Origin of the sequence: Fictibacillus sp. S7 (genome assembly GCF_004127935.1) — a bacterium.
Classification (GTDB): domain Bacteria; phylum Bacillota; class Bacilli; order Bacillales; family Fictibacillaceae; genus Fictibacillus_C; species Fictibacillus_C enclensis.
In genome coordinates this window covers 2,647,538-2,673,942 of the sequence record NZ_QJKL01000001.1, presented here as the reverse complement: position 1 = coordinate 2,673,942, position 26,405 = coordinate 2,647,538, and the positions used below count along the sequence as shown (strand labels likewise).

Annotated in this window: 28 protein-coding genes and 1 pseudogene; 22 read left to right on the top strand and 7 right to left on the bottom strand. The window is 43.5% G+C overall.

All coding sequences use genetic code 11. The annotated features are described in order from the left end of the window. The first annotated feature begins 20 nt into the window (after window positions 1-20). The 4 genes from DMO16_RS24345 to DMO16_RS13735 all read left to right on the top strand — a co-directional run bounded on the left by DMO16_RS24345 (window position 21) and on the right by DMO16_RS13735 (window position 3,123). On the top strand, window positions 21-161 hold the full coding sequence (locus tag DMO16_RS24345) for a GyrI-like domain-containing protein (RefSeq protein ID WP_164988926.1): 141 nt from the start codon (window positions 21-23) through the stop codon (window positions 159-161). Window positions 162-270: 109 nt separating this feature from the next. Next, entirely contained in the window at window positions 271-528 is a 258-nt protein-coding gene (locus DMO16_RS25445) for a GyrI-like domain-containing protein (RefSeq protein ID WP_129480397.1), read from the top strand. Window positions 529-837: 309 nt separating this feature from the next. Further along, window positions 838-2,283, top strand: a complete 1,446-nt coding sequence (locus DMO16_RS13740; RefSeq protein WP_129478104.1) for a glycoside hydrolase family 1 protein — start codon at window positions 838-840, stop codon at window positions 2,281-2,283. Between the two features lie 267 nt (window positions 2,284-2,550). Beyond that, on the top strand, window positions 2,551-3,123 hold the full coding sequence (locus DMO16_RS13735; protein ID WP_129478102.1) for a non-oxidative hydroxyarylic acid decarboxylases subunit B: 573 nt from the start codon (window positions 2,551-2,553) through the stop codon (window positions 3,121-3,123). Window positions 3,124-3,188: 65 nt separating this feature from the next. Here DMO16_RS13735 and DMO16_RS13730 read toward each other — a convergent pair whose 3' ends face one another. From DMO16_RS13730 to DMO16_RS13720, 3 genes are all read right to left on the bottom strand, one after another. Continuing rightward, on the bottom strand, window positions 3,189-3,518 hold the full coding sequence (locus DMO16_RS13730; protein WP_129478100.1) for a DUF1516 family protein: 330 nt from the start codon (window positions 3,516-3,518) through the stop codon (window positions 3,189-3,191). Window positions 3,519-3,624: 106 nt separating this feature from the next. Next, window positions 3,625-4,155 (bottom strand): HXXEE domain-containing protein, encoded by a 531-nt coding sequence (locus DMO16_RS13725; RefSeq protein WP_129478098.1) that lies wholly within the window; start codon window positions 4,153-4,155, stop codon window positions 3,625-3,627. Next, window positions 4,148-4,642 (bottom strand): GNAT family N-acetyltransferase, encoded by a 495-nt coding sequence (locus DMO16_RS13720; protein ID WP_164988925.1) that lies wholly within the window; start codon window positions 4,640-4,642, stop codon window positions 4,148-4,150. The genes DMO16_RS13725 and DMO16_RS13720 overlap by 8 nt, the downstream gene beginning before the upstream one ends. A 138-nt stretch (window positions 4,643-4,780) precedes the next feature. Here DMO16_RS13720 and DMO16_RS13715 point away from each other — a divergent pair, with 138 nt between their 5' ends. From DMO16_RS13715 to rlmD, 5 genes are all read left to right on the top strand, one after another. Continuing rightward, window positions 4,781-5,356: a TetR/AcrR family transcriptional regulator gene (locus DMO16_RS13715; protein ID WP_129478094.1), complete on the top strand. Its 576-nt coding sequence runs from the start codon at window positions 4,781-4,783 to the stop codon at window positions 5,354-5,356. Between the two features lie 13 nt (window positions 5,357-5,369). Next, complete coding sequence (locus DMO16_RS13710; RefSeq protein WP_061974862.1) at window positions 5,370-5,711, top strand: DMT family transporter; 342 nt, start codon at window positions 5,370-5,372, stop codon at window positions 5,709-5,711. After that, entirely contained in the window at window positions 5,711-6,025 is a 315-nt protein-coding gene (locus DMO16_RS13705; protein ID WP_129478092.1) for a DMT family transporter, read from the top strand. Before DMO16_RS13710 ends, DMO16_RS13705 begins: the two co-directional genes overlap by 1 nt. 148 nt (window positions 6,026-6,173) lie before the next feature. Then, complete coding sequence (locus DMO16_RS13700; RefSeq protein ID WP_129478090.1) at window positions 6,174-7,094, top strand: diacylglycerol kinase; 921 nt, start codon at window positions 6,174-6,176, stop codon at window positions 7,092-7,094. Window positions 7,095-7,247: 153 nt separating this feature from the next. After that, entirely contained in the window at window positions 7,248-8,636 is a 1,389-nt protein-coding gene (gene rlmD, locus DMO16_RS13695; RefSeq protein ID WP_129478088.1) for a 23S rRNA (uracil(1939)-C(5))-methyltransferase RlmD, read from the top strand. Window positions 8,637-8,853: 217 nt separating this feature from the next. Here rlmD and DMO16_RS13690 read toward each other — a convergent pair whose 3' ends face one another. After that, complete coding sequence (locus DMO16_RS13690) at window positions 8,854-9,723, bottom strand: LysR family transcriptional regulator (protein WP_129478086.1); 870 nt, start codon at window positions 9,721-9,723, stop codon at window positions 8,854-8,856. Between the two features lie 127 nt (window positions 9,724-9,850). Between DMO16_RS13690 and DMO16_RS13685 the strand changes: the two genes are divergently transcribed. The 6 genes from DMO16_RS13685 to DMO16_RS13660 all read left to right on the top strand — a co-directional run bounded on the left by DMO16_RS13685 (window position 9,851) and on the right by DMO16_RS13660 (window position 15,300). Beyond that, a complete protein-coding gene (locus DMO16_RS13685; RefSeq protein ID WP_129478084.1) occupies window positions 9,851-10,402 on the top strand; it encodes a prolyl-tRNA synthetase associated domain-containing protein in 552 nt (183 codons plus the stop codon). Between the two features lie 49 nt (window positions 10,403-10,451). Next, on the top strand, window positions 10,452-11,360 hold the full coding sequence (locus DMO16_RS13680) for a DMT family transporter (RefSeq protein WP_129478082.1): 909 nt from the start codon (window positions 10,452-10,454) through the stop codon (window positions 11,358-11,360). Window positions 11,361-11,720: 360 nt separating this feature from the next. Next, entirely contained in the window at window positions 11,721-12,383 is a 663-nt protein-coding gene (locus DMO16_RS13675; protein WP_129478080.1) for a Type 1 glutamine amidotransferase-like domain-containing protein, read from the top strand. A 302-nt stretch (window positions 12,384-12,685) separates the two neighbouring features. After that, window positions 12,686-13,660, top strand: a complete 975-nt coding sequence (locus DMO16_RS13670) for a tRNA dihydrouridine synthase (protein WP_129478078.1) — start codon at window positions 12,686-12,688, stop codon at window positions 13,658-13,660. A gap of 395 nt (window positions 13,661-14,055) precedes the next feature. Further along, complete coding sequence (locus tag DMO16_RS13665; RefSeq protein WP_129478076.1) at window positions 14,056-14,832, top strand: SRPBCC domain-containing protein; 777 nt, start codon at window positions 14,056-14,058, stop codon at window positions 14,830-14,832. Window positions 14,833-14,859: 27 nt separating this feature from the next. Continuing rightward, complete coding sequence (locus DMO16_RS13660) at window positions 14,860-15,300, top strand: SRPBCC family protein (RefSeq protein WP_129478074.1); 441 nt, start codon at window positions 14,860-14,862, stop codon at window positions 15,298-15,300. Window positions 15,301-15,444: 144 nt separating this feature from the next. Here the strand turns inward: DMO16_RS13660 and DMO16_RS13655 are convergent, their stop codons facing one another. Continuing rightward, window positions 15,445-16,407 carry a helix-turn-helix transcriptional regulator gene (locus tag DMO16_RS13655; protein ID WP_129478071.1) on the bottom strand — a complete coding sequence of 321 codons (963 nt, stop codon included), beginning with the start codon at window positions 16,405-16,407 and terminating at the stop codon, window positions 15,445-15,447. Between the two features lie 104 nt (window positions 16,408-16,511). On the opposite strand from DMO16_RS13655, the gene DMO16_RS13650 reads away from it, so the two are divergent. From DMO16_RS13650 to DMO16_RS13625, 6 genes and pseudogenes are all read left to right on the top strand, one after another. Further along, window positions 16,512-16,991 carry a GyrI-like domain-containing protein gene (locus tag DMO16_RS13650; protein ID WP_129478069.1) on the top strand — a complete coding sequence of 160 codons (480 nt, stop codon included), beginning with the start codon at window positions 16,512-16,514 and terminating at the stop codon, window positions 16,989-16,991. A gap of 18 nt (window positions 16,992-17,009) precedes the next feature. Next, window positions 17,010-17,459 (top strand): annotated as a pseudogene (locus DMO16_RS13645) (phage tail protein). Window positions 17,460-17,766: 307 nt separating this feature from the next. Further along, window positions 17,767-18,504, top strand: a complete 738-nt coding sequence (gene truA, locus DMO16_RS13640) for a tRNA pseudouridine(38-40) synthase TruA (protein WP_129478067.1) — start codon at window positions 17,767-17,769, stop codon at window positions 18,502-18,504. A 168-nt stretch (window positions 18,505-18,672) separates the two neighbouring features. Then, a complete protein-coding gene (locus DMO16_RS13635; protein WP_129478065.1) occupies window positions 18,673-20,604 on the top strand; it encodes a BglG family transcription antiterminator in 1,932 nt (643 codons plus the stop codon). 156 nt (window positions 20,605-20,760) lie between these two features. Beyond that, the gene (locus DMO16_RS13630; RefSeq protein ID WP_129478062.1) at window positions 20,761-22,695 is read left to right on the top strand and encodes a PTS fructose transporter subunit IIABC; all 1,935 of its coding nucleotides are present in this window, start codon (window positions 20,761-20,763) and stop codon (window positions 22,693-22,695) included. 875 nt (window positions 22,696-23,570) lie between these two features. Beyond that, a complete protein-coding gene (locus tag DMO16_RS13625) occupies window positions 23,571-23,966 on the top strand; it encodes a VOC family protein (RefSeq protein WP_129478060.1) in 396 nt (131 codons plus the stop codon). A 51-nt stretch (window positions 23,967-24,017) separates the two neighbouring features. Here the strand turns inward: DMO16_RS13625 and DMO16_RS13620 are convergent, their stop codons facing one another. After that, on the bottom strand, window positions 24,018-24,950 hold the full coding sequence (locus DMO16_RS13620; protein WP_129478058.1) for a nucleoside hydrolase: 933 nt from the start codon (window positions 24,948-24,950) through the stop codon (window positions 24,018-24,020). 126 nt (window positions 24,951-25,076) lie between these two features. Between DMO16_RS13620 and DMO16_RS13615 the strand changes: the two genes are divergently transcribed. Then, entirely contained in the window at window positions 25,077-25,325 is a 249-nt protein-coding gene (locus DMO16_RS13615; RefSeq protein WP_129478055.1) for a hypothetical protein, read from the top strand. A gap of 55 nt (window positions 25,326-25,380) precedes the next feature. Here the strand turns inward: DMO16_RS13615 and DMO16_RS13610 are convergent, their stop codons facing one another. After that, window positions 25,381-26,253 (bottom strand): LysR family transcriptional regulator, encoded by an 873-nt coding sequence (locus tag DMO16_RS13610; RefSeq protein ID WP_129478053.1) that lies wholly within the window; start codon window positions 26,251-26,253, stop codon window positions 25,381-25,383. Window positions 26,254-26,405: the final 152 nt, after the last annotated feature.

Genomic DNA, 26,405 nt, shown 5'->3' with positions numbered 1-26,405 from the left:
ATCTGATGGGAGCAGAACGGATGAATAATAAAATTGTTGAACGAGATAGTTTTCAAGTGGTTGGAGTTAGGCGAGAGTTTTCCTGTGTAAATGGCGAAAACCCTCGGGAAATCCCTAAAATGTGGGATGACGTTCATGCAATGGCACAAATAACTTGTTAATTGAACTGAATAATGGTGAAATCAACCGCGTTGTGGGTGTCTGTGTAGACAAACGTTCCCAGAAGCCCGGATTAATGGATTAATGGATTGCAGCTGAATATGAAGGTTCCTGCCGGAAGGTTTAGAGATCCTTTCTATTCCTGCTACCAAGTGGGGGGTATTTGAAGTTCACGGGGCAATGCCAGACTCCATGCAAAATGCTTGGAAACAGATTTCCTCAGAATGGTTTCCTTCTAGCCATCAAAAGGCAAGTCTTTTTTCTCTAAGTATATCAATCTCTCTAAAAGGTGTTCATAAAGACCTAATTCACTTCTTAATCTTGTTGCATAATGGGAATTTATTGATTTCAGGCATTACTTACTACTGAGCATCTAATATTTCGACAATAAAGAGGAAATTCCCCCCAAAAAATATACGAACATATATTTTTATCGGCGGGTTATGTTTATTTTATCTTTTTTCTGCAGAGTAAGGAACTTTGCCTATTCGTCTATACCTACGGCCTGCGTGTCTTAAGCTCATTTAGTCACAAGTGACTCTCCGTGTGAAACAAAACCAAATGGCCAACACCCGTTTATTTTCATGCCGTATCACGTTACGATTTTAATAAAGCGTATTGAAGACTGCAAAAAACACATCATAACAAGTGTTAACCATAGATACGGAGGTCATCCATTTGAAAACATACACGTTTCGTGAAGGTTTTTTATGGGGAGGAGCAACAGCTGCCAATCAGATTGAAGGCGGTTTTGGTGAAGGTGGAAAAGGGTTAAATATTGCGGACGTTCTTCCGGGCGGAAAAGAACGGTATGATATTTTGCTTAATCCCGGTTTTGATTTCAAGGTTCATCAGGATGAATACAGCTATCCGAACCATGAGGCGATTGATTTCTATCATCGTTATAAGGAAGATATTACGCTGTTTGCCGATATGGGTTTCAAGGTATTCCGTCTGTCGATTGCCTGGACCCGCATTTTTCCAAACGGTAATGAGTTTGAGCCTAATGAGGAAGGATTGGCGTTCTATGACTGTGTGTTTGATGAGCTTCATAAGCATGGAATTGAACCTGTTGTCACCATCTCGCATTATGAGATGCCGCTTCATCTCGTAACTGAATACGGCGGTTGGAGAAACCGGCAAGTCGTCATTTTCTTTAAGCGGTACGTAAATGAAATTTTCAACCGGTATAAAAATAAAGTGAAGTATTGGATGACGTTTAACGAGATCAACAGCGGTCTGGTCATGCCGATCCAGGGACTTGGTTTCGCGATCCAAAAGGAAGAGGACAAATACCAGCCGACATTCCAGGCGTTTCATCATCAGTTTGTGGCGAGTGCGATTGCGGTTAAAGCCTGCCACGAAATCATTCCGGAGGCCAAAATCGGCAACATGATCCTATTTGCACCGGTCTATTCCTATGACAGCAACCCGGAAAATGTGATGTATGCCTATGAGGAAGAGCGTTTGTTTAACTACTTCTGTGCAGACGTTCAGGTACGCGGGGAATATCCCTCCTACATCAAGCGTTATTTTAAAGAACACGGCATCGAGCTGGACATCCAGGAAGGCGACCTTGAGCTCATAAAAGAAGGGACCGTGGACTATATTGGTTTCAGCTATTACATGTCCCGCACGGAAAAGAAAGAGAAGACCGGAGGGGAATCGTCAGAAGGAAACATCATTGGCGGCGTGAAAAACCCATTCCTGAAAGCGAGTGACTGGGGATGGGAGATCGACCCTGAAGGACTTCGCATCAGTCTGAACAAACTCTATGACCGCTACCAGGTTCCTCTGTTCGTTGTGGAAAACGGCTTGGGTGCCTATGACAAGGTGGAAGAAGACGGCTCCATCCAGGATGACTACCGCATCGACTACCTGCGGGAACACATCAAAGCGATGGGAGAAGCAATTGAAGACGGTGCCGAGGTTATGGGCTACACGAGCTGGGGCTGCATCGACCTGGTGAGTGCGTCCTCCGGCGAGTTTTCCAAGCGGTACGGAATGATTTACGTCGACAAGCAGGACGACGGCAGCGGAACCCTTGAACGGAAAAAGAAGAAGTCATTCTTCTGGTATAAAGATGTGATCGCCTCTAATGGGGAGCGACTGGATTCCAAATAGAGGGAGGCTGGCCAGTAAAGTTTCGATTTCAGCCAAATATGGAATTCTGGCCAGTAACAGCAAGTTTCCGATTTTGGCTTGTATTTGAAAAAAGGGCGCTGTATGCGCTCTTTTTTTGTGGTTTTAGAGGGGCTTTTTCTGGGTGAGATAGGTGGAGTGGGAGTATGGGGTGTCATTTGCCCGCAATTATGACTATAATAAGCCTGTGTGTATAATGATTATGATAAGCTATATATAGACTCGTTGATCGAAGAAGGAGAACGATAGATGAAGATAATTGTGGGAATGTCCGGAGCGACAGGAGCCATTTTTGGAATCCGGCTCTTGGAGCTTCTTAAAGATACAGAAGTCGAAACACATTTGGTTATGTCTTCATGGGCAGCTGCGACGATCAAGGTAGAAACGCCGTATACACCGCAGGAAGTGGAGAAGCTGGCGGATTATACGTATTCATATAAAGATCTGGGAGCCAAAATTTCCAGTGGTTCCTTTCAAGTGGATGGGATGATTGTGGCGCCTTGCAGTATGAAAACATTAGCGTCAATCCGTATGGGACTGGCAGATAACCTGGTCACGCGTGCAGCGGACGTCATTTTAAAGGAGCGAAAAAAGCTGTTACTGTTAACGCGTGAGACTCCTCTGAATGATATTCATCTTGAAAACATGCTGTCCCTATCACGTATGGGAACGATCATTTTCCCGCCAATGCCTGCATTTTATAACCATCCAGAAACAATTGATGATGTAGTGAATCATATTGTATACCGGGCATTGGATCAGTTTGGCATTCATATGTCGGATGCAAAAAGATGGGATGGTATAATTAAATCACAAAATTGAAAAGATAAGCTTAGTTACAAACAAAAATCCGGCCCTCTGTAAGAGGAAGCCGGATTTTTTTGTGATTATCCAATAACGTTATAGGCAAGCAATAGAACGAGCGCGAGCAGGATGATGAGGACGATCCACATCGCTGCCATCGGATTGCCTTTGCGTTTGCGGGCAACCATCATTTCCATGACGCCGATCAGCACAATGGCGAGGATTCCTTTTAACACGTAATGAAGCGGGAAGTGAAGCTGTACGAGCATCCCCACGCCGGTCACGATCATGATGAGGTAAAAGAGGCGCTGCAGCATGAGCGTCACTTTTTGTCGTGTGAAATATGTAATCAAAAATAAGATGACCAGAATTGCCCATGAGCCGGAATGCGATTGCAACAAAATATTGAACAACGAAATTTCCTCCTTTTCAAAAAACAAATAAGTGCCTTTTCACATATTAATAGTATCGGTTACCTATTGTTAAAACAAGGGAAAGCCTTCAACATCCGCAAATTGTTCACGATTGGAAAAGCAGGGTGCCGGCAATGACAGCGCCAAGGGCGAGCGGGATCTGAACGACAAAACCTGCCAGGAGATACATCGCCAGTATCCGGCCCTTTATGGAATCTTTTTTCCAGACGAAATAGGCATATGGAAAAATCAAAAGCACTGAAGTTACCACACCGGGTGTGTACCCGGTAAAATAAATCGCCTGCAGCACATGGGCGATTCCATTCATAAACAGTACGGCAGCGAGCAGCCGGAAAACGGGCCGTCGTTCCCCTGTGTTTTTGCTGATATATAAGCACAGCGCCAAAATCACAAGGAAAATCAATCCCACACTGGCCGCAAACGTTCCCGTAGTAATGCGGTCGACCGGCAGCCTGTTGAAAGGGGCCTCGTTTTTATGTGCATTGAGAAATGGTTTAATCCAGAGAATTTCCTCAGCATCATGAAGAAGAAACACAACAGGATACAGCCAGAGCAGCTTCAGCAACAGACTCTTTTCCGCTCCGGGAGGCTGTACATTCAGTTCTGCCCTAGTCATCGAGCATTTTATACATCATGATGTCATCCACATATTGTCCGTTAATGCGAAATTCGTTCACCAGTACTCCCTGGCGGATAAATCCGCATTTTTCATAAAAACGGATCGCTCGTGGGTTGGTGGCCATGACCCGAAGCGAAAGCTTGGTTTTGCCAAGGCGCTTCATCCATTCTTCGCCTTCTTTCATCAGTGCCTGGGCCACGCCCCGGCCCTGAAAGTCCGGATGGATAGCAAGAGCCAATTCCGCGACATGCTGGTTGCTCTCAAGGTGCGTAGGGATGCGATAGGAAAAAGCGCCGCACACCCGGTCACCGGAGAGGGCCAGAAGCTGGCTGCCTTCCGGACAGTGCTGTGCATATTCATCGGTAGAGGTGTAGCGGATCTCTGCCGGTGTGTTCTCCGTGTTCCAAACTAAGTTTTCAAGTTCCGTCAATTGCGGAAAGTCATAGCGGTTGGAAAAACGATAGGTAAGATGTATAGTGGTCATTATTTTTCTCTCCTTTACTAAGTTCCCTTCTTTATGTTCTATCTTACTTTGTAAAAACCTTCCTGAAGCCGATTCCTTTGACATCAATGAAGGTTTGTGAGAAAATTTTACCTAACGAACGATAGGTAGGTGTTAAATGTGACAGCAGATAAAATTAAAGCCGCGGCGCTGACTCATTTTGCCAATCACGGATACAGCGGGGCATCGCTCGCCATGATTGCGGCCGATGTGGGAATCAAGAAACCCTCCATCTATGCTCATTTTAAAAACAAGGATGAATTGTTTTTGGCGGTAACCGAAGAAGCGGTTCAGAACGAGTGGAAGCAGGCGGTCGATTATATCAAAAAGGGCGGCCAATCCTTTAAGGAAAAGCTGTATGGTTACCTGAAGCTGCAAAAGGAAAGCTACGAACAAGATGAACGGGCTAAGTTCTGGCTCCGGACTTCATTTTTTCCGCCCGAACATTTGCAGCAGCAGATCATTGAATACGTATACCGCTATCTGGATCAGATGGAAGACTTACTGCTTCAGGAGTTTGTGGAAGCGAAGGCACAGCATCACGAAATGCAAAACCTGGACATCAAACAGGCCGCAAAAGCGTATATTGCGCTTTTAGATGGTGTGTTTGTCGAGATGCTGTACGGCGGAAACGACCGGGCTGAAGAGCGGCTGCAGTCGTCGTGGTATATGTATGAACGTGCGTTATTCAACTAAGAGGTGAAGGTAAATGAATCGATATTGGTTTTTGGTGATTATGGGAGGATTGCTTGAAGTGCTCTGGGTGAGCGGACTGAAGCATGCGGACACACCGCTGGAGTGGACGGCAACGGGTCTTGTGATCGTTGTCAGCTTCTTTCTATTGATTCCCTGTTTAAATAAATTGCCGGTCGGAACGGTTTATGCCGTATTTACCGGTCTCGGGACAGCGGGAACCGTGCTGGCAGAAATGCTGTTCTTTGGTGTGCCGTTCAGCTGGGCGAAGGTTTCACTGATCGCGCTGTTGCTTGTCGGAGTGATGGGCTTAAAAGCCGTCACCGGAGAACCTGAAGCAAAAGGGAGTGAAGTGTAATGGGCTGGCTCTATGTCATTATTGCCGGATCGTTTGAAGTGCTCGGCGTGATCGGGATGAACCGGATTTCCAGAAAGAAAAACTTCGTGTCCATTCTCGTTCTGATTCTCGGCTTCGTGTGCAGCTTCTCGTTTCTTTCCCTGGCGATGCAAAGCCTGTCCATGGGAACGGCCTATGCGGTCTGGACAGGGATCGGCACAGTTGGCGGAGTGCTCATCGGCATGTTTGTCTACGGAGAATCCCGGGACTGGAAGCGGATTTTATTCATGGCGATGGTCGTTGCTGCAGCTATTGGGCTGAAAGTTATTTCATAAATATTTCCTATTTTCGGTTTTGCTTTTTTGAAGGTGAATCACTATAATAAGAGATGGTATTAAGCAGTCCAGGTTTGGGCTGTTTTTTCTGGTTCAGGCATATCATGTTAATAAACAAATCATTAGAAAAAACAAATCAGGTGAAACTATGAAACGTGCTCGACTTATATACAATCCCACATCCGGAAGAGAAGCGATCAAAAAACAGCTTCCGTATATTTTAGAACGTTTGGAGATCGCAGGCTATGAAACGTCCACCCATGCCACGACACCCGAGGAAGGCTCTGCCACAAAAGCGGCCAGGCTTGCCGGTGAGCGTGGATTTGATCTTGTCATTGCCGCTGGCGGTGACGGTACGATCTATGAGGTGGTCAACGGTCTAGCGGACCTGGAAGAGCGTCCGAAGCTGGGCATTATTCCGGCTGGAACGACGAATGACTTTGCCCGTGCGCTCGGTGTTCCGCGTACGATTGAAGGCGCATGCGACGTTCTCTGCCAGGGTGCGGAAATTCCTGTGGATATCGGAAAAGTGAATGATAAGTTTTTTATCAACATTGCCGGCGGCGGCCGCATTACCGAGCTCACGTATGAAGTGCCAAGCAGGCTGAAGACGATGATTGGCCAGCTCGCGTATTTCTTAAAAGGGATCGAGATGCTGCCATCCATCCGTCCGACCTACGCTGAGATCGAATATGACGGCAAGCTGTTTCAGGGCGAAATCATGCTGTTTCTCGTGGCCAACACAAACTCCATTGGCGGTTTTGAAAAACTTGCGCCAACGTCCGAGTTCAATGACGGCATGTTTGATCTTATCATTTTGAAGAAAACGAACCTGGCTGAATTTGTTCGCATTGCAACCCTTGCTCTGCGCGGTGAGCACGTGAATGACGACCATGTAATCTACACAAAAGCAAACCGGGTCAAGGTTCGGCCAACCGATAAAATGCAGCTCAACCTGGATGGTGAATTCGGAGGACTTCTGCCGGGCGAATTCGTTAACCTTCGCCATCACTTCCAGATGCTCGTGCCAAAAGAACGTGTGCAAATTGCAGAGGATGGGACTCTATAAGAGGGTCTCATCTTTTCTTTTTGCCCGTTACCATACAAGGCATAAGGGTATACTTGAGAGTAAGTTAAACAAACGTTTCATTTAAACGATCGTTTAAGAAGAGCCAGGTATGCTACAATCAGGAAAGAACTGAAGATAAAGGAACGATGTACAATGGCAAAGGCGAATGCGCCGGTCTCAAAAAATGAAATCTATGAAGTGGAATTCTCCGACCTGACCCATGACGGTTCCGGTGTGGCGAAGGTAGAAGGATTTCCGCTGTTTGTTCCAAACGGCCTGCCGGGCGAGCGTGCCATGGTCAAGGTCGTTGGTTTGAAAAAAGGATACGGCTTCGGCCGGTTGATGGAAGTGACAGAAGAAAGTCCGGACAGGGTGGACCCGCCATGCCCGGTTTATAAAAAGGGCTGCGGCGGCTGCCAAATTCAGCACCTGTCCTATCCGGGACAGCTCGAGTTCAAGCGCAAGCAGGTGAAAGACGTACTTCAGCGCATCGGCAAGATCGAAAACGTGCCGGTGCTCCCGACACTTGGCATGGGAGACGAGCCTTGGCGCTACCGAAACAAAGCCCAGGTGCCTGTCGGTGAGCGAGAAGGCCGTCTCATCACGGGGTTCTACCAAAAGCGCAGCCATGAAATTGTGGAAATGGACACCTGCATCATCACAGGTGATACGGCTGATGAAGCCATTCAGGTAGTTAAAAAGATTCTGAACAAATATGGCATCACGCCGTATGATGAAGCGCGCCATAAAGGCATGGTCCGCCATGTGATCGCCCGCTTTGGTAAAACGACAAACGAGCTCATGATGGTTCTCGTGACCAATGGAAAGGATTTGCCGAACCGCAAAAAAATCGTGGAAGACATCGTGGACGCCCTTCCGCAGCTCAAGTCGGTCGTGCAAAACGTTAACACGAAGAAAACCAATGTTATTTTTGGCGACGAAACGAAGGTTCTCTGGGGCTCGGAATACATTTACGACTATATCGGCGATATCAAATTCGCCATCTCTGCCCGTTCGTTCTACCAAATCAACCCTGAGCAAACGAAGGTCCTTTATGATCAGGCCCTGAAATATGCGGAGCTGACAGGAGACGAAACCGTCATTGATGCCTATTGCGGCATCGGGACGATTTCTCTTTTCCTGGCGCAAAAAGCGAAAAAGGTGTACGGTGTGGAAATCGTGCCGGAAGCCATTGAAGACGCCAGACGAAACGCCGAGCTGAACGGTCTCGATAACGCGGAGTTCGCCGTTGGAGAAGCCGAAGTCGTCATCCCGAAATGGAAAGAGCAAGGTATCACCCCTGACGTGATTGTCGTCGACCCGCCTCGCAAAGGCTGTGACGAAGCCCTGCTTCAAACCATTATCGAAATGAAGCCAAAGCGTGTGGTGTATGTTAGCTGTAATCCGTCTACGCTGGCAAGGGATTTGAGGATCTTGGAGGATGGCGGATTCAAGACGCTTGAAGTGCAGCCGGTGGATATGTTCCCGCAGACGACGCATGTGGAGTGTGTGGCGCAACTTATAGTAAAAGAAGGCAACTAACCCTTATGGGTGTTGCCTTTTTTAGTTTCTTGAAATGGATTAACGAAGCTGTACTGGATACAAATGCTGCCGTCTTGTTTACAGGTACCTTTATCAACTAATGAATGAGAATGAGGAACTTGGGGGAGTTCCTTGAGTTTGGGGACTTCTTTTAGCTTATCTCTAAGATTGAGAACAAAATTTCATTTGCAATTGGTTTTTGAATCATCATACTCATTTACTCTCTGTTCCTATATGATAAATATTCTAAAAATTTCTTGGACGCTAGGGAAAGAGATTTTTGTTCCCTCATAGCAACACCAATATTTCTAAAAGCAGGAACTTCAAGCTCTTTAGCAATAATTTTGTGTGGAATACGCTGTAATATCAATTCTGGTAAAATACTGATTCCCAGCCCATTTTCCACCATAGACATAATGGCATAGTCATCCCATGTTGTAAAATTAACATGCGGTGCGATTTGGTGTCTCTCAAAAATTTCGGAAATCTCTGTTTTCGCTCCCTTTTCCAATAGCATAAATGGACTGTTCAGTAAGCCGTTGATGGGAAACTTTTCGCAATTAGAAAGAGGATGATCGTGTGGGATCACTACCAGCAAACGGTCTTGTTCCAAAAATACAGTTTCAAGTTCTGCTGTTGTCGGCAGCCGCATAAATCCAAAGTCAACACGCCCATTAAGGATCCAGCTTTCAATTTCCGTGTAATCACCAAGAAGAAATTCAAAATCAATCATTGGGTAATCCTTCTTGAAAATATTAAGAATGTTAGGAAGCCAATGAGATGCTACGCTGGAAAATGTCCCAATACGAATGATACCGGATTCCAAATTATGCAAGTCTCCAATTTGCTTCATTAAGATTTCGTATTCATTGCAAATTCTCTTTAATTGAGGCAATAATTTTAAACCCTCTGAGGTTAAATTGATACCCGTACGTCCTCTTTCAAAAAGAAAAATCCCCCATTCCTTTTCTAAATCATTAATCATACGGCTAATCCCGGACTGTGAATAGTCCAATATTTCGGCAGCTTTTGTAAAACTGCCCAATTCTACTGATTTGACAAATGCCAAATATTTTTGGATATTCATAGCTCTTTCCTCATTCCATCTGGTTTTGTCATGGAATCCATGATAAACATTCGTTTTTGTAATGGATGTGGGTATGATACATTATTGCTATTCATTATTCAAGTTAGGAAAGGAGTGGTGTATAACGATGTTTTTTGTGAGTGATATTATGGGAAAAGCACCGGACAGCTACAAGTCTTATCTTCAAGAAAAGGTCTATGAATCATTGGCAGAGTTACAGATTCCATTTGAGCGTGTGGATACACATGAAGCAATTTCAATGAAGGACTGCATAGAGATTAATCACAAATTGGATATGAAAATGGTAAAAACGCTGTTTCTCTGTAATAGTAAAAAAACTGAATTTTATTTATATATAACCACCGCAGATAAACTGTTCAAAGCAAAGAATTTCAGCAATACGCTCAGCATATCACGTGTTTCTTTTGCTCCTGCGGAACTAATGGAACAAATTCTTGGCGTGAAAATTGGAGCAGCTACTGTATTCAGTGTTTTAATGGACAAGAAAAATCTTGTGCAAGTGGTTTTCGATAAGGATGTTCTTTTAGAAGAGTGGTATGGATGTAGTGATGGAACGACAACCGGATATATGAAGGTTAAAACTGAGCTCATCGTCAATAACTTCCTAACCTATGCAAAGCACATTCCGAAAGTAATCGAAATGCAAAATATAAACTAATTAAGCATCTGCGAAGATAAGCTGTTTCGTGGATCCGTAGGAGTAAATGATGAAATCTAAAATTCAGTTTATATTATCAATGGTTATTTTCGGTACAATTGGTTTAGTTGCACGAAACATTGATCTAACTTCGAGGGAGAGAGCTTTACTAAGCAGTTCCATAGGCTGCTTATTTTTATTGTTAATATTCTTCGCAACTAAGAAAAAAATATCATGGAATTCAGTTAGATCAAATGCTTTAATTTTGATCCTTTCAAGCATAGCATTGGGAGGTAATTGGATTTTTCTTTACCAATCTTATGACCATACAACAATTGCTAATGCAACGCTAGGTTATTACTTTGCGCCTGTTTTTGTGATGATTCTTTCACCATTTGTACTCGGGGAACCATTATCTATCAAGAAAATTGTGTGTATTGGTGTAGCAATCATAGGAATGTTAATGATTGTAGGAGTTGGCCTGAAAGCATCCAGCACAGATGATTTTCTTGGACTTTTGTTTGGATTAATTGCAGCTGGATTTTATGCTGCGTTATTGCTTCTAAATAAATTTATTAAAGATATGAGCAAGTTAGAGTTGACCATCATTCAGCTGGGAGTAACCACTTTGCTTTTAATGCTCTATATTTTCAAGACTTCCAGCTTTCGTATCTTTGAAGTATCAAGCTTTTCCATTCCTTTTATCTTAATTTTAGGGATTATTAATACCGGGATTGGGTTTTGGTTATTTTTCTCTGGTATGGAGGGTTTAAAAGGACAGAGTATAGCTATGCTGAGTTATGTGGATCCATTTGTATCTATATTAATTTCTGTAATAATCCTGCAAGAAAAGATGACAATTGTTCAGATGCTTGGTGGTTTACTACTATTAGTTTCTACATTTGTTAGTGAAATAAGATCAGTCAACTGTTCCGATCAATTAAAAAAAACAACAGCTGAATACCGTTTAAAGCTGTGAAGATAAGTGAATTAAGAAATTAATTAATGACGGCAAAGTCAACAGATGAAGTGCGGCATTGCTCCAGAATTTTAAAGTAACACTGGATCCGTTTGTTTTTTAAAATCACCAACATCCCATGTGTTGCCACAAACAGTCCAGATATGTGGAGTGTGTGGCGCTATAGTAAAAGAAGGCAACTAACCCTAGTGGGTGTTGCCTTCTTTTTGTTTCTTGTAAAGCTGAATAGATTTGAATTGAATCTATTATCCCTTGACTCTGTTTACACCCTCATATAAACATTAAGATAGAACATGAATCTGCATACCCATAATATAAGTCAGAAGAATTAAAGACACATAAAGACGAGGGAGATGTGTTATGAAATTACTTCTTACATCTGGGGGCATTAGTAACAAAAGCATTCGTGATGCGCTGGTTGACATGCTGGACAAGCCGATTGAGGAGTCCAACGCTCTCTGTATACCAACTGCGGTGTACGCCATACCCGGAGGTGCATGGAACGCATGGAAGTTCTTGAATGGACAATCCGGGGCACCGATGTGTGAGGTGGGCTGGAAGTCTATGGGGGTGTTGGAACTCTCAGCGCTGCCGAGCCTCGGTAAAGAGCATTGGGTTCCGATGGTGAAGGAGATTGACGTTCTGTTAGTGGATGGCGGTGATCCATTGTACTTGAATTACTGGATGAAGCAGTCCGGGCTGGCAGAACTCTTGCCGTCGCTGGATTCAGTTTATGTAGGACTCAGTGCTGGGAGTATGGTGATGGCACCGAGCATCGGGGAATTCTTCGTTAACTGGACTCCACCCAGCGGCGGTGATGAAACGCTGAACCTGGTCGATTTTGCAATGTTTCCGCATCTGGAGCACGAGATGCTGCCGTACAACACAATGGCTAACGCAGAGAAATGGGCAGCCGGGATGCAGGGGCCGGCGTATGCAATGGATGATCAGACCGCCATCAAAGTGATTGATGGAGAGGTCGAAGTGGTATCTGAAGGGCAGTGGAAACTGTTCACGCCATGATCTTACTAATGGTGCACGAAAAGTGAATGGCGAATTTGGAGTTGTAACAATCTAAATAAAATAAACCTTATGGTCCGGCCCTGATCTCGCGAAAAATTCTTTTGCGATTTCGGGGTCTTTTCCTGGTAAATCTTTATTTTAACTTCAACAGTGGAATACTGGTTAATAGAGGTAGAACGAATCCGTTTGATAATAAGTGTTTAAGCATGGTATAAATGTAAAGGAAGCAGGGGCATCTTGCTTTTTAATTTTGGGATAAGGTTTGTTATGTATCCCATCATGAGAGGATTTGGATTTGAATTATGAAAGACAATTTTTGGCGTGACTTACCACGACCATTTTTTATATTAGCACCAATGGAAGAAGTGACGGATGTTGTTTTCCGCCATGTAGTGAGTGAAGCTGGCAGACCTGATGTGTTTTTTACAGAGTTCACAAACAGTGATAGTTATTGTCACCCACAGGGGATTCAGAGTGTGAAGGGGCGTCTAACGTTTACTGAGGATGAACAGCCAATGGTAGCTCATATCTGGGGAGATAGTCCTGAAAATTTTCGGCAAATGAGTATTGGAATGGCTGAAATGGGCTTTCGGGGCATTGATATCAATATGGGCTGTCCTGTACCGAATGTAACACAGAATGGGAAGGGGAGCGGCCTGATCCGTCGTCCGGAAGTTGCGGCAGAGCTAATACAAGCCGCAAAAGCAGGAGGATTACCTGTAAGTGTAAAGACTAGACTTGGTTTTTCTGAGATAGACGAATGGAAGGATTGGCTGACACACATCTTAAAACAAGACATTGTCAATCTGTCCATTCATCTGCGCACAAGAGATGAAATGAGCAAAGTCGATGCGCATTGGGAGCTGATCCCGGAGATCAAGAAACTTCGTGACGAGGTGGCCCCTGATACACTTTTGACGATCAATGGGGATATTCCTGACCGTCAAACGGGCTTGAAGCTCGCAGAACAATATGGTGTGGATGGGGTTATGATTGGCCGTGGTATTTTCCATAATCCATTTGCTTTTGAAAAGGAGCCGAAAGAGCATAGCAGTAAAGAATTGCTGGATCTCTTAAGATTGCATCTGGATCTCCTTGATCAATACTCCGAATTGGAGCTGCGTCCGTTCACAGCTATTCATCGCTTTTTTAAGATCTATGTCAAAGGATTCCGAGGAGCAGGTGAATTAAGAAATCAATTATTCCACACAAAGTCAACAGACGAAGTGCGTGCCTTGCTTGATCACTTTGTTTCAAAGAATCCTGATTTATTTTAGTTAAATGATCGGCCAAAAATGATAAAGCACAACTAAAACGGTGTCTTAAATAATCTTGCTGACGGAATCAGTTGACACTGGTTCGGTTAGTTTTTTTAAAGAATTACCAATATCCATGTGTTGCAACATACAGTCCGGACATGTTGAAGCAGCCGGGAAAATAGTTTTACGGTAAGCAGAAATCGTAAAAATCTTCAACCGATGACTGTGAAACCTCCGTAATTAATAAAATTATCGCTTTAGTAAAAGGCAACTATCCCTTTTGAGTGTTGCCTTTTTATATTTTTACAAGGATTGACTAGTTTTTCTCAACATGTTACTATTAGGTCACGTATTAAATGTTACCTTTTGGTCACTTGAAAGATTTCCAATTGTTTCTGTGAGAGGAGTCTGAAATGAAAGAAGAGCTTTCCAGCGTTTTTAGAGCTTTGGATCATCCAATTCGAAGAGGAATTCTTGACCTCCTGAAGTTATCACCAAAAACAACAACTGAACTTAATGATTTTTTTCCTGATGTTACTCGATATTCTATTATGAAACACTTGAATATTCTGGAAGAAGGGAATTTGGTTATCGTTCGGCGTGAAGGAAAATATAGAAGAAACTTTCTTAATGCGGTGCCTCTCCAAGAGGTGCATAATCGCTGGGTAGGAAAATTCGTACAAACTGCTGCAAGTTCATTAATAAACTTACAAACCACAGTAGAACAAGGGAGGAAAAATACAATGGCAACTAATAATAATCAATTTCATATTGAGCAAGAGATTTTTATGAATGCGCCTAGAGAAAAGGTTTACAAGGCATTAACGAAAGATGTACAGGATTGGTGGGAATTTCGATTAGCTCCAAAGGATCAAAGTTCTCAATTGACTTTTAACCCCGTTCTGGGAGGGCAATTCATTGAAAAATGGGGAGAAAATAAGGGCGCTATTTGGGGAAATGTTTATTATGTGAATGCCCCTGAAGAAATTCGTTTACAAGGTCATCTTGGGATGCAAGGAGCGGTAAATAGTGCTTATACTTATCGGTTAATTGAGAAGGATGGGGGAACCCTGCTTCAACTTTCGCATACAGCGTCAGGTATTATTAAAGAGGATTGGGAACAAGAGCATACTAATGGATGGAATTATCTTCTTGGTACTTTACTAAAAAATTATCTTGAAAATAAATGAGGAAGAAATAATTGGAGGATTACCCGGATGGTAGATGTTGTGACAGAAATCATTATAAACTGTCCTATAGAGAAAGTTTCAAGCTTTGCATCCGACCCTGAAAATGCACCAACTTGGTATGTAAACATTCATTCTGCGGAATGGAAAACACCTAAACCACTAAAAATTGGTTCGAAAATTGCTTTCAAAGCAAAGTTTTTAGGCAGAGAGCTTGCATATGTATATGAAATTGTTGGAGTTATACCAGAAAAGGAGCTTGCAATGAAAACAGCTAATGGTCCTTTTCCAATGGAGACGATTTATACTTGGTCTTCTTTGGATCATAATCAGACTCGAATGATATTAAGAAACAAAGGAAACCCAAAAGGCTTTTCTAAAATCATTACTCCATTTATATCAAAGATGATGAAAAAGGCAAATATGAAGGACTTACAAAAACTAAAATATATCCTTGAAAATCCCAGTTAATAAATCAAAAAACAAATTTAAATTAACTATTATGGTTTTCCTGATCAGGTTCTTCATAATATAGTGACGGCACATTGGTAATGAATTACCGATGTGTCGTCCTCTTTTGTATCTGATATATTAAACCTGCCATCCACTCAATAATTATTGGCAAAATAAGCGCAACTTTTCTTGTAAACCTTCCAAGATTTCTCCAGGCATTTCCCTCACCTTGACTTCTGTACCCAAAAACAATAGCCAATTGGACATTTCAGTCAGCTCTTCGTGCTTTTTTACATCAATAAAAGTCTTTAATAATGCTGTCGTCTGATAAGGGTTGGTATAGGAAATGGACACTTTTAAAGGATGGTATTTTTTGAACTGGGCTATGGCTTTTGGGCCTAGTTCAAGGACAAGGTTGATGGCTTCCTCCTGTTTGCTTATCTTTTCCAGGATCTTTTTCTTGCTCATTCTTTTTTTCTCCGGGTAGGGCTTAACATCGGTAAGATGGTCAACAGGAATGATTTTCTTCTTTTCTTCTTTTAAGTCAAAGCCTTCAATCAGCCAGGCGCTTTTTTCACGGTAAAGGTGTAAGAGATAAATCGGATAAGATGTGCTGGTGTTCTCTTCTCTAATGGTAATGAATAAATAGCGGTCCACAAGCAGGGTTTGTATGAGTGTTTCCAGCAAGGGATGGGGAAGGTCTGACAGATCCAGCAAATCAGGATTATGTGGGTTGGTTCCTTCAAAAAGTAAGATCTGATTTAAAAGAACAAGGTCATCCTGCTGGTTTTCAGATATCAGACCCAGTAATTTTTCAGCTAAAGACTGACGGCTCTTCAGATAGGGGAGCTGTTGGTTTCGAGTGGCCATAAAGGCAATAAAAAGCGCTTTAACTTCATGGTTCGTAAAGCGAACGTCAGGCAGGACAGAGTTGTGCATGACAAAATAACCTCCATCCCTTCCAACCTCAGCGACAAGGGGCATTCCCATGGCTTCAATTTCCCTTATGTCTCGAATGGCGGTCGAACGCGAGATGTTAAACTCCCGCATGATTTCGGAAATGGTAAAGTGGGCACGATTGTTGATGTAGCGCATAATGACATTGATTCGCTCAACTTTTTTCATCGGGGCTCCTAAACAGTATCATTTTTTGACATGATTTAAGGCTATGATATACCTATCAAGCGATGATTACAAATCACTAAAAAAATGGAGAAGAGGTATTGAACATGGCGAATTATACCCTGGAAGAAAAAGAAGGCTTTATCGTGATTGGACTTGGAACCGAGCTTAAGAGCGATTACACAGACTATGCGGGCATTCACAAGGAAAAGGCAGACTTTTGGCAGGCGGTTGACCAGGATGGAAGGCTGGATACGTTAAAATCCATGGCGTCCAATGATTACATTTTTGCCGTGAATGAAGCGGTGAACAACAAGATGATGCATTATGCAGGCGTGATGACAGAGGAACAGGCACCAGAAGAAGCACGAGTGATTCAATTTCCTAAAGGGGAATACGTAGTGGTCAAAGGGGAAGGGGAATCGGCTGATGATCTGAATAACAAGCTTGCTGCGGTTGCTTTTGGGCAAGTCCTGCCAGAAGCAACAAACGTTGCTTATGTTGGCGGACCCAATGCATCGGTTGAGATGGGGCAGCGTAATGGCTTGATTTATGGTGAAATGTGGATTCCTGTTATCCGAAAATAAGAGTAGGGAGGAAAGGCAATGACCTATACTGTTGACTTTAAAAATGTATCCGAGGCTGGATTGGAGTCTTCCCCTGCGTCAGTTGCACTTGCAGGGTTCCGTTACTTTATGAACAAATACAAACACGAATTTACGGTTGTACCAGCCAGCGAAAGCCAGGAAACACTTGATTATGTGAACCGGATTTTAAAGGAAGAACGAGATATTGAGTTTGCGGCCAAACCGCTGGAAACATCAAGGTTTCAAGTGGAAAACATCCAATTCGCCTACGTCTTTTACGAGGATGGTCTTTCGGTCAACGTCATGTATACGGTGGATAACCCTAAGAAACGGGCTGTGGGTTTTAAGCTTTCTTAGGGGATGGAGATACCCAAGGAGTTAGAAGGCAAGTTCAAGTTTGCCAGGCAAAAGTCTAAACTCGCTGGAACCATCCGGGGTTCGTTCTTTGTGATCAAGGGAGAATATTAACGTGTAAAGCAAAAAAGGCTTCAGAGCTTAGTGCGCTGAGCCTTTTTTACATGAGTTTAGGTTGTGGATTCCTTTTTAGAGATTGAAAAAGGTTGTGTTTGCTTGCTCAGTTATATATTTCGATATCTAGGGCAGTTCTAGATGGGGAGAAGTGTTAAAGTTTGATTACAATGCAACTTGTTCCATCGTAGAGTTCTTTTCATCCCTATTAGTGCAGTTTATTTTGGTTCGGTTTGATTCACTGCATGATTACCGTTACACTATCTAAGTGGTAAATTTTTTTTAGTAAGCAAACAAGGAGATAAACATGAACAATTATAAATTAACCATCCAATATGATGGCGGCCGATACAAGGGTTGGCAACGACTTGGGAATACCGAAAATACCATTCAAGGTAAAATCGAGAAAGTACTAACTGAAATGGCAGGAGAAGAGATTGAAATCATTGGATCGGGAAGAACGGATGCGGGTGCCCACGCGCTTGCTCAAATCGCTAATTTCAAGATGCGAAAGCGTATGACCGAAGAGGAAGTGATGAAGTATTTAAACCGATACCTTCCTCAGGATATCAGCGTGGTGAACGTTGAGCTCGTTCAAGACCGTTTCCATGCGCGTTATAATGCGAAGGATAAAACCTACTCCTATAAAATCTGGAATAAGCCATTTCCAAACCCGTTCATGCGAAAATACAGCATGCATGTAGAAGAAAAGCTGGATCAGAAAAAGATGAAAGAAGCCGCTAAACACTTTTTAGGGGAGCATGACTTTACGTCCTATTCCAATGCCAAGGGGAAGAAGAAGTCCATGGTGCGTGAAATCTACTCGCTTGATATCAAGGAAAAAGAAGGCTTTATTGAAATTAAAATCCGAGGCAACGGATTCCTTTACAATATGGTAAGAAAAGTCGTCGGAACGCTAATCGAAGTGGGATTAGGAGAAATCGAGGCGGCTTCCATACCATCTATTCTTGAATCAAAAGAAAGAATCCAAACTGGCCGAATGGCGGAAGCAGAAGGATTGTATTTGGAGAAGGTTGGGTTTTAGGAAGAGACAAGAGATTTGATTCATAGAGCATAAGCAGAAAGCATTCGTTTCGGGGGAATGCTTTTTTCTTTTAAGCAGAAATGCAACGGTGTTAGTTTGCGGCGATTTGATTCGCACTCTAAATATCGTTAAACTAGCTCTATAAGTATAATGGAGCAGGTGCGGAAGATGAATGCTAGGCAAAAGGAACTACTGAAGATGTTGCTCATTGAAAATGATGGAGTCCTCCATATTAAGGATATAGCCGAACGGTTGGCGTGTTCAGAAAAAACTGTGCGGAACGATCTGGACAAAATCGAAGAGTATTTACGTGCTGAATATTCTGATTCTAGTCTGATACGGAAGCCAGGCTTAGGCATTGCGATTGAGAGTAGGGAGGAAGACCGTGCTGCACTGTTAAGCACACTCCTGTCGGCGGAATCGAAAACGAATGAAGAGCGGCTGTTTGAGATCGCCTATGCTTTGTTAATGAGTGAAAAGGCGATGACTCTGCAGTATTTTGCTGATCGCTATTATGTCCCAAAAGCGGCGGTAAAAAAAGATCTGGAAATCATTACGGACTGGCTGCAGCGTTATGAACTGGAACTCGTTTCGAAACCCAGGATTGGCCATGTGATAGAAGGAACCGAATTGAAGAAACGAAATGCGCTTGCCCACTTGTCACAGCTTGATTCGTCGAAACAGGATGGTAAGAACGCGGTGCTTGATCTGTTTCTGCCTTATGAAATCATGTTGGTCAGAAAAGCGCTCCAAAACATGAGCTCCAAGTTTTCCTTTGCTTTTACAGATGAAACGATGGAAAGCCTGCTGGTTCATGCCTTGATTATGATCAAACGGACACGGCAGAGATCGCGCGTTTTTGTTCATGAAACGGAGATGGCAGAGACGGCCGGCCAGCGGGAATATGAGTATACGAGCTATTTATTTGATGTGCTGAAGAATGAATTCGGCTTGTCCTTTCCGAAAGAAGAAAGGGTGTATTTTACATGGCACCTTATGAGTAGTAAACGGTTGGAAGAGGGAAGCGACCCGGATCTGCAAGTGAATTCTGCAGCTTCAAATCTTGCTGCATCCTTGACTGCAAAGATGGAGAGGTTGACTTCTTATCACTTTGAGAATGATGACATCCTCATGAATGGCCTTGCTCTTCATCTGCATTCAGTGCTGAATCGCCTCAGCTTCGGTTTCCCGATTACCAATCCTCTGCTTGCGAATATTAAAAAGATGTATCCTTATATGTTTCATATGGTCATGCTTGCGCTCGAGGAGATGAAGGAGCCTTTTGACGTTGAGGTTCCGGAAGACGAGGCTGCTTATCTCGTGCTTCACTTCCAGGCCGCGGTCCAAAGGCTGGAGCAGAAAAGCGAAACGAAGAAAAAGGTCATCATTGTCTGCCATATGGGGATTGGCATGTCGCATCTGCTGGAGGCAAAAATAGAGCAGCAGTATCAGGATATTAAAGTGCTTGCCTGTGTGGGCAGAGGTGAGCTGGACAACTATTTAAATAAGGAGTACCCTGATTTTATTATTTCGACCATTCCACTTGAAAAAATAGCAGTTAAGCACATTGTTGTTTCGCCGCTGTTTGGGCAGGAGGATAAGAAAAAGGTAAGCTGGTTTGTTGAAGAGCTGGAACAAAACAAGACAGACCATCCAGGCCCTTCCGCCTTTTCTCCTTTCTTGCATGAAGATCTTGTATTTTTTAATGTACGAAAAGAACACCGATATGAGATGGTAGAATCCATGGCACGGGCTCTTTACAAACACGAGTATGTGAGCAAGGAATATATTCATAGCGCGGTGAACAGAGAACGAAAATCGGCTACTGCTATTGGCGGTGGAGTTGCCATTCCCCACGGAAATCCGGAACTGGTTAAGCAATCAGTGCTTGCCGTAGCTGTTCTTGACAAGCCAATGGAATGGGGAAACGAACAGGCATCGCTCATCTTTATGCTGGCTATAGCCAAAAAAGATCATGGATCCATCCGCGGAATCATGGGGGAGATCGCTTCATTAAGCGAGAACCCGATTGCTGTCTATGCGTTATCAGGAGCAAGAGATTATCAGGAGTTTGTAGGAATACTTGAGAGCGGAAAGTAAGGGTAAAGGCAGTATGTGCTTACAGCATGTACTGCTTTTTTTCACTCAATCCTCTCTTTTTACCACAAGCTGCGGTAAAAATTGAAGAGATTAACCTGGAATGTAAGCGTTATTATATAGGTAAGTAAGCGATTACATTGAACAGGAGGAAACAGCATGGGGAAAATTTTAGCGATTACAGCTTGCCCGGTTGGAATTGCCCATACATATATGGCCGCCGAAAATCTTCAAAAGGCGGGCGCAGCGCTGGGTGTTGATATAAAAGTAGAAACACAAGGTTCAATCGGGGTAGAAAATGCGTTGACTGAACAAGATATTGCCGAAGCGGACGGCATTATTATCGCAGCGGACAAAGAGGTGCCGAAAGACCGTTTTGCGGGAAAACGTGTCTTGATCACGGGTGTCCAAGATGGCATTCGCAAACCGGAAGAGCTCATCAAGCGCGTCAAGAGCGGGGATGTACCGGTTTATAAAGCGGGATCTGCTTCCAATCAGAGTTCGAAAAAGAGTACGTCCAAAGAAAACCAAATTTATAAGCATCTGATGAACGGGGTCTCGTACATGATTCCTTTCATTGTTGTCGGGGGATTATTGATCGCTATTGCTTTGACACTTGGCGGGGAGCAGACACCTGGCGGAATCAAGGTTCCAGACGGGACCATCTGGAAGCAGATTGAAAGTCTTGGCAGCACTGCTTTCATGTTTATGGTTCCCATTCTAGCAGGCTTTATTGCCGTAAGTATTGCCGATCGGCCGGGATTGGTTCCAGGTATGATCGGTGGTTATATCGCAGCTACGGGAAGCTTTTATGGAAGTGATGCTGGAGCAGGATTTATCGGCGGAATTATTGCCGGATTTCTCGCTGGTTATGTAGCTCTTGGAATTAAGAAAATCAAGGTGCCAAAAGCGGTTCAGCCAGTGATGCCGATCATTTTTATTCCGATATTATCAAGTGCTATTGTCGGCTTACTCTTTATTTATGTTATCGGAAAACCTGTTGCCGGTGTGTTTGAAGCCTTAACGAGCTGGCTTGCAGGTATGCAAGGCGGAAGTTCCATCGTATTAGCGATGATCTTGGGTGCGATGATTGCCGTGGATATGGGCGGTCCGTTCAACAAGGTGGCGTTCTTGTTCGGATCAGCCATGATTGGAGAAGGAAACTATGAGATTATGGGACCAATTGCTGCTGCCATCTGTATTCCACCGATTGGACTTGGAGTGGCAACCTTTATCAGCAAGCGTAAATTCTCTCAAATGGAAAGAGAAACAGGAAAAGCTTCCTTTACGATGGGGCTGTTTGGAATTACAGAAGGTGCCATTCCTTTCGCGGCACAAGATCCGCTGCGCGTCATTCCGAGTATCGTTGTCGGTTCGATGACAGGTTCCGTTATTGCCATGATGTCTGGAGTAGGAGACAAGGTGGCGCACGGCGGACCGATTGTCGCTGTACTCGGTGCAGTTGACAATGTAGCGATGTTCTTTGTGGCTGTGGTTGTTGGTGTAGCTGTGACGGCTTTATTGGTGACAGTGTTGAAGAAAAATGTAGAAGGCGCATCGATAAAAGAAGAGACTGCTGTTTCACCTGTAAGGGAGATGGAAGCAGGAAATTCTGAAGTGGCTTCCGGCCAAGACATTCACCAATTAACCGATATTACCAACTTGGAATTGATTGAAACGGATCTATCAGGCAGCACACGAGACGATGTCATTGATGAGTTGATTGCGAAGCTTGATGGAGCGGGGATTCTATCCTCGAAAGAAACGTATAGACAAGCGATTCTCAAACGAGAAGAACAAAGTTCAACAGGACTTGGAATGAACATTGCAATCCCTCATGGAAAAACCAATGCGGTCACTCGGCCGGCTGTAGCCTTCGGGATTAAGCGGGACGGAGTAGACTGGAACAGCCTGGACGGGACGGATGCAAAATTGATCTTTATGATCGCTGTTCCTGAACATGCAGCCGGTGACGCACATTTAAAGATACTGCAAATGCTGTCACGAAAACTAATGGATGACGGATTTAGAGAGGATCTCATTAAGGTAACCTCCAAGGAAGAGGCATTCAAGCTGCTTGGAACAATACACTAAATTTGTTTAAACGGTTGTTTAACCCCTCCCGGTCAAAAGATGGGAGGGGTTATTTTTATTGTTATTTTACCCTTTCTATTTCCTGGATGGATTGATTGCCGTTCGGTAAATATATCAGGAGATAAGGACTATTGATTTCTTAAGGCAGGTACATAAATCATCGCTTTATTCTCTCGTTTGGATATTTACCTCGGACAACGAATGACGGAAACTCGGGCCACCTCAGATCCTCTGAATGTGGTATCTATAAACGTTTCCTGACATTTAAAGACTCTCAGCCTGATGGTATTAGGATTTCGCGTTAAATTTAGCTCGAATTCTACTAATCTTCCGGACAATCTGCCAATGCCAGTCGCTCTCATCGAATTATTGAGAGGGCAAGTGAGTGATTCCAAGAGTAATGCTTGAAAGTCCAAACCTTGTGCGATATAACCAAGTTCAATGCCAAAACGGCAATTAAAACAAAGGTTTCCTTCTATAAGGGCGCTGTTTTGGGTTTTTAATCCCGCAAACTCGGAACGGCACTCGCATCTAGTTTCGGCTGGGGATCTTCGGTTACGGGCAAACCATTGGTTCCGATTGGAAGTGCCTGTTTTGGGACAACGATTATATCCGGCCTTCCTGCATCCGCAACTCCCTATTTTTCTTTTATTAAATGACATTGCAGTCTCCCCCAAAAATAAAATAACTATCTATGATCAGAAAACTTACGATAGTACTATCATTCTATGAGGACAAACTATTGGTGGTTCGGGCCCTACTGGGAGAGAAATATATTTTCCGCAATTCTCGTTTCTTGGTTGTATAAACAGGAAAGGAGCAGGTTTCTACCGAATAAATTCTTGTTTGACTTTTTGAAATAATAGGAGGGTATTATGGGAAAAGTGGTTCATTTCGAAATTCATGTAAGTGACATGGAACAGGCGAAGAAGTTTTATGGAGAGGTGTTCGGCTGGACGTTCGAGGATTGGAGCGAATACGCGGGAATGCCTTACTTTGGAGCGACGACAGGCAACAGTGATGAAATGGGGATTAATGGTGCGTTAATGCAGCGGCAAGGCCCCCCGCCAGAGCCGAATCAGGCGTTGAATGGGTCTGTTTGTACGATGGGAATAGCGGATTACGATTCTACCGAAGCGAAGATTCTGGAGAATGGCGGCAAGGTGGCCTTGCCTAAATATGCCCTTCCAGGAATGGCGTGGCAAGGATACTACCTTGATCCTGAAGGGAATATCTTTGGTATTCATCAACCAGATCAAAACGCAAAGTAAAATTTTATAAAGAATACGTAAAAGGAGTTCAGTAAGTTGAACTCCTTTTGTTCAATTATTCAGCATCACTCTGAAAAACTCTTCAACAAACCGGTCATAGTGAAGCTTCATGGCGATGCGGGTTTTTCCTTTTTTGCCTTTGGGCCTCAAATCGATATACGATAACCCTTTTCCTTCTACGGTTCCATCAATGACCTTGGCATCGTAATAGATAAAATCAACAATGGAGGGATTGGCCACAACCATGACGGTAAGCAAGTCGTGTATAGGAGCGCCTTGAATGCCGGGCACCAACCTTTTGTAGGCCTCAAAATAATATTCAAAAATTGGGGACAGCAAAAATTCATACGGTGAGTCTGCCTCCTGGATGATTCGTTTAATCATGGATTCGGTAATTATAGCGTATTTTGTGACATTCAGAGGAGTAATCGTTAAATTGTGGCAGAATTTTAGAAGGTAATTGCTTGAAGTGGGGTCCCCATAAAAATTCGCTTCAGCCAGTGCAGTGACATTGCCTGGAACAAAAAAGGCCCCGCCCATTAGGTAAAAAGCACCCGCTTTTTTTATTTCCTGATTAAATAAAATAAATGCAGTAGCCAAACTGGTGGATCGCCCGGTATCCACAATAATAAGGTCTTTACCATGCTGATTGAGCAGATAGCGGATCATATCAAAAGGATAAATCTGATACTGCATATCACTAGGCGGGCGGATGGGACCGATGCCCTCTTTGCCATGAATCTCGGGATAGTAGGTTACTTCCTCCTGCTGAACCGGATTGGCTGCACCCGGAATAATGGGGATATTCTTATGGCCGGCCAACTGAATTAAATAGTAGGCGTTTGCCGTTGCCGTTTCTTTTGTCACGTTCCCGTAGCTGGTGACAATCCCGACAAGCTCAAGATCAGGATGCAAAAGGCTATAAATAATGGCCAGCGAATCATCAATTCCCGGGTCACAGAAAAAAAGAATCTTTTTCTTCATAATATGCCTCCCCAGCATAGTCATCCCATTTTATGCTGACGTTTATGTTATATTCCAATAATATGGAAAAAGTGGTATGATGAAGCGATCGGAGTAGTTCAATAACTAATGGACAGGAAGATAGTATTGAAAGAAGAAGGAATAATATTAACGGTCTCAGTGGCTTTGATTTTGCTGGGGATTTACTTATGGAAAAAAGGAAACGCACGGGAACCATTCTGGCAGGCCTTCATTGAAACAGTGGGGGACATCGTTTTGTTAGAAATTCCAGTCTTTACGACCTTTAGAGCCTGGTCTGTCTTTCTGTGGTTTGCAGGGCTTGTGCTGTTCATACTATTTATTTTAATGACCGTAAGTAAACTTATTTATACATAACGGGAATATGTACAATGAAGAACACGACTTTTATGATAGAGGTCGTGTTTCTTCATTATGGATGCTCCAACACAAACTGCTTAAATTTCTGCGTGGCAGGAGAAACATATCTGCCTTCCACCCAGGCAATTCCGATGGTCCGCTGGCAATGCGGATTTTGAATGGGGATCTTTGCGATCTTGCTTTGATCGGTTCCTTTTAAGTTCGGGAGAATGGATATGCCAAGACCTGCAGCAACCAGTGCTGCAGCGGTATCCGCCTCTTCGCCTTCAAATGTAATGTTCGGTGTGAGGCCGGCTTCCTTAAACAACTGCTCGACCGTGATCCGCAGGGAAAATCCTTCTTTTAAGTGGATAAATGATTCATCCGCAATCTGTTCCAACGTGATGGATTCATAATTGGCATATTTGTGGTCTTTCGGCACGATGACATAAAGTTCCTCATCCCAAAGCGGCTTCCATACGATCGGGGATTTGCTTTCCATGGAGGCGATAAGGCAAAGGTCGAATTCACCTGCCAGCAGCTTGGCAATGAGCTGATGGGAAGGACCTTGTCCGAGCCGGAAATTTACCTTTGGATAGGATTGGCGAAAAGCGGAAAGCAGGTCGGGAATACGGCCGGTGCTTAACGTATGTAAAAATCCGATGGAGACTTCACCTTGGTTGGGATAAAGCAAATCCTGAATTTCCTGTTTTCCTTCTTCAAATTCCCTCATGATGTTATCCACGCGTTGTAAAAAGAGCTGGCCGTATTTATTCAGCCGGATGGATCGTCCCTGACGTTCAAATAACGGTACGCCGATTTCCTCCTCAAACCGTGTAATCGAACGGCTAAGGGCGGGCTGGGTAATGGATAACGCCTCTGCAGCACGTGTGACATGCTCCATCTGTGCCAGTGTTTTAAAATATTCAAACTGCTGCCATTCCATGGACTACACCACATTTCTTTTGGATTATCTATTACATATATGAATGAAAAAGATGATTATAATGAATTATACAACATAAGATGGCGGTGGTACTATAGATATATGAAAAATATAGATTCTAAGGGATGATGGAGATGCAACAAGATGAATGT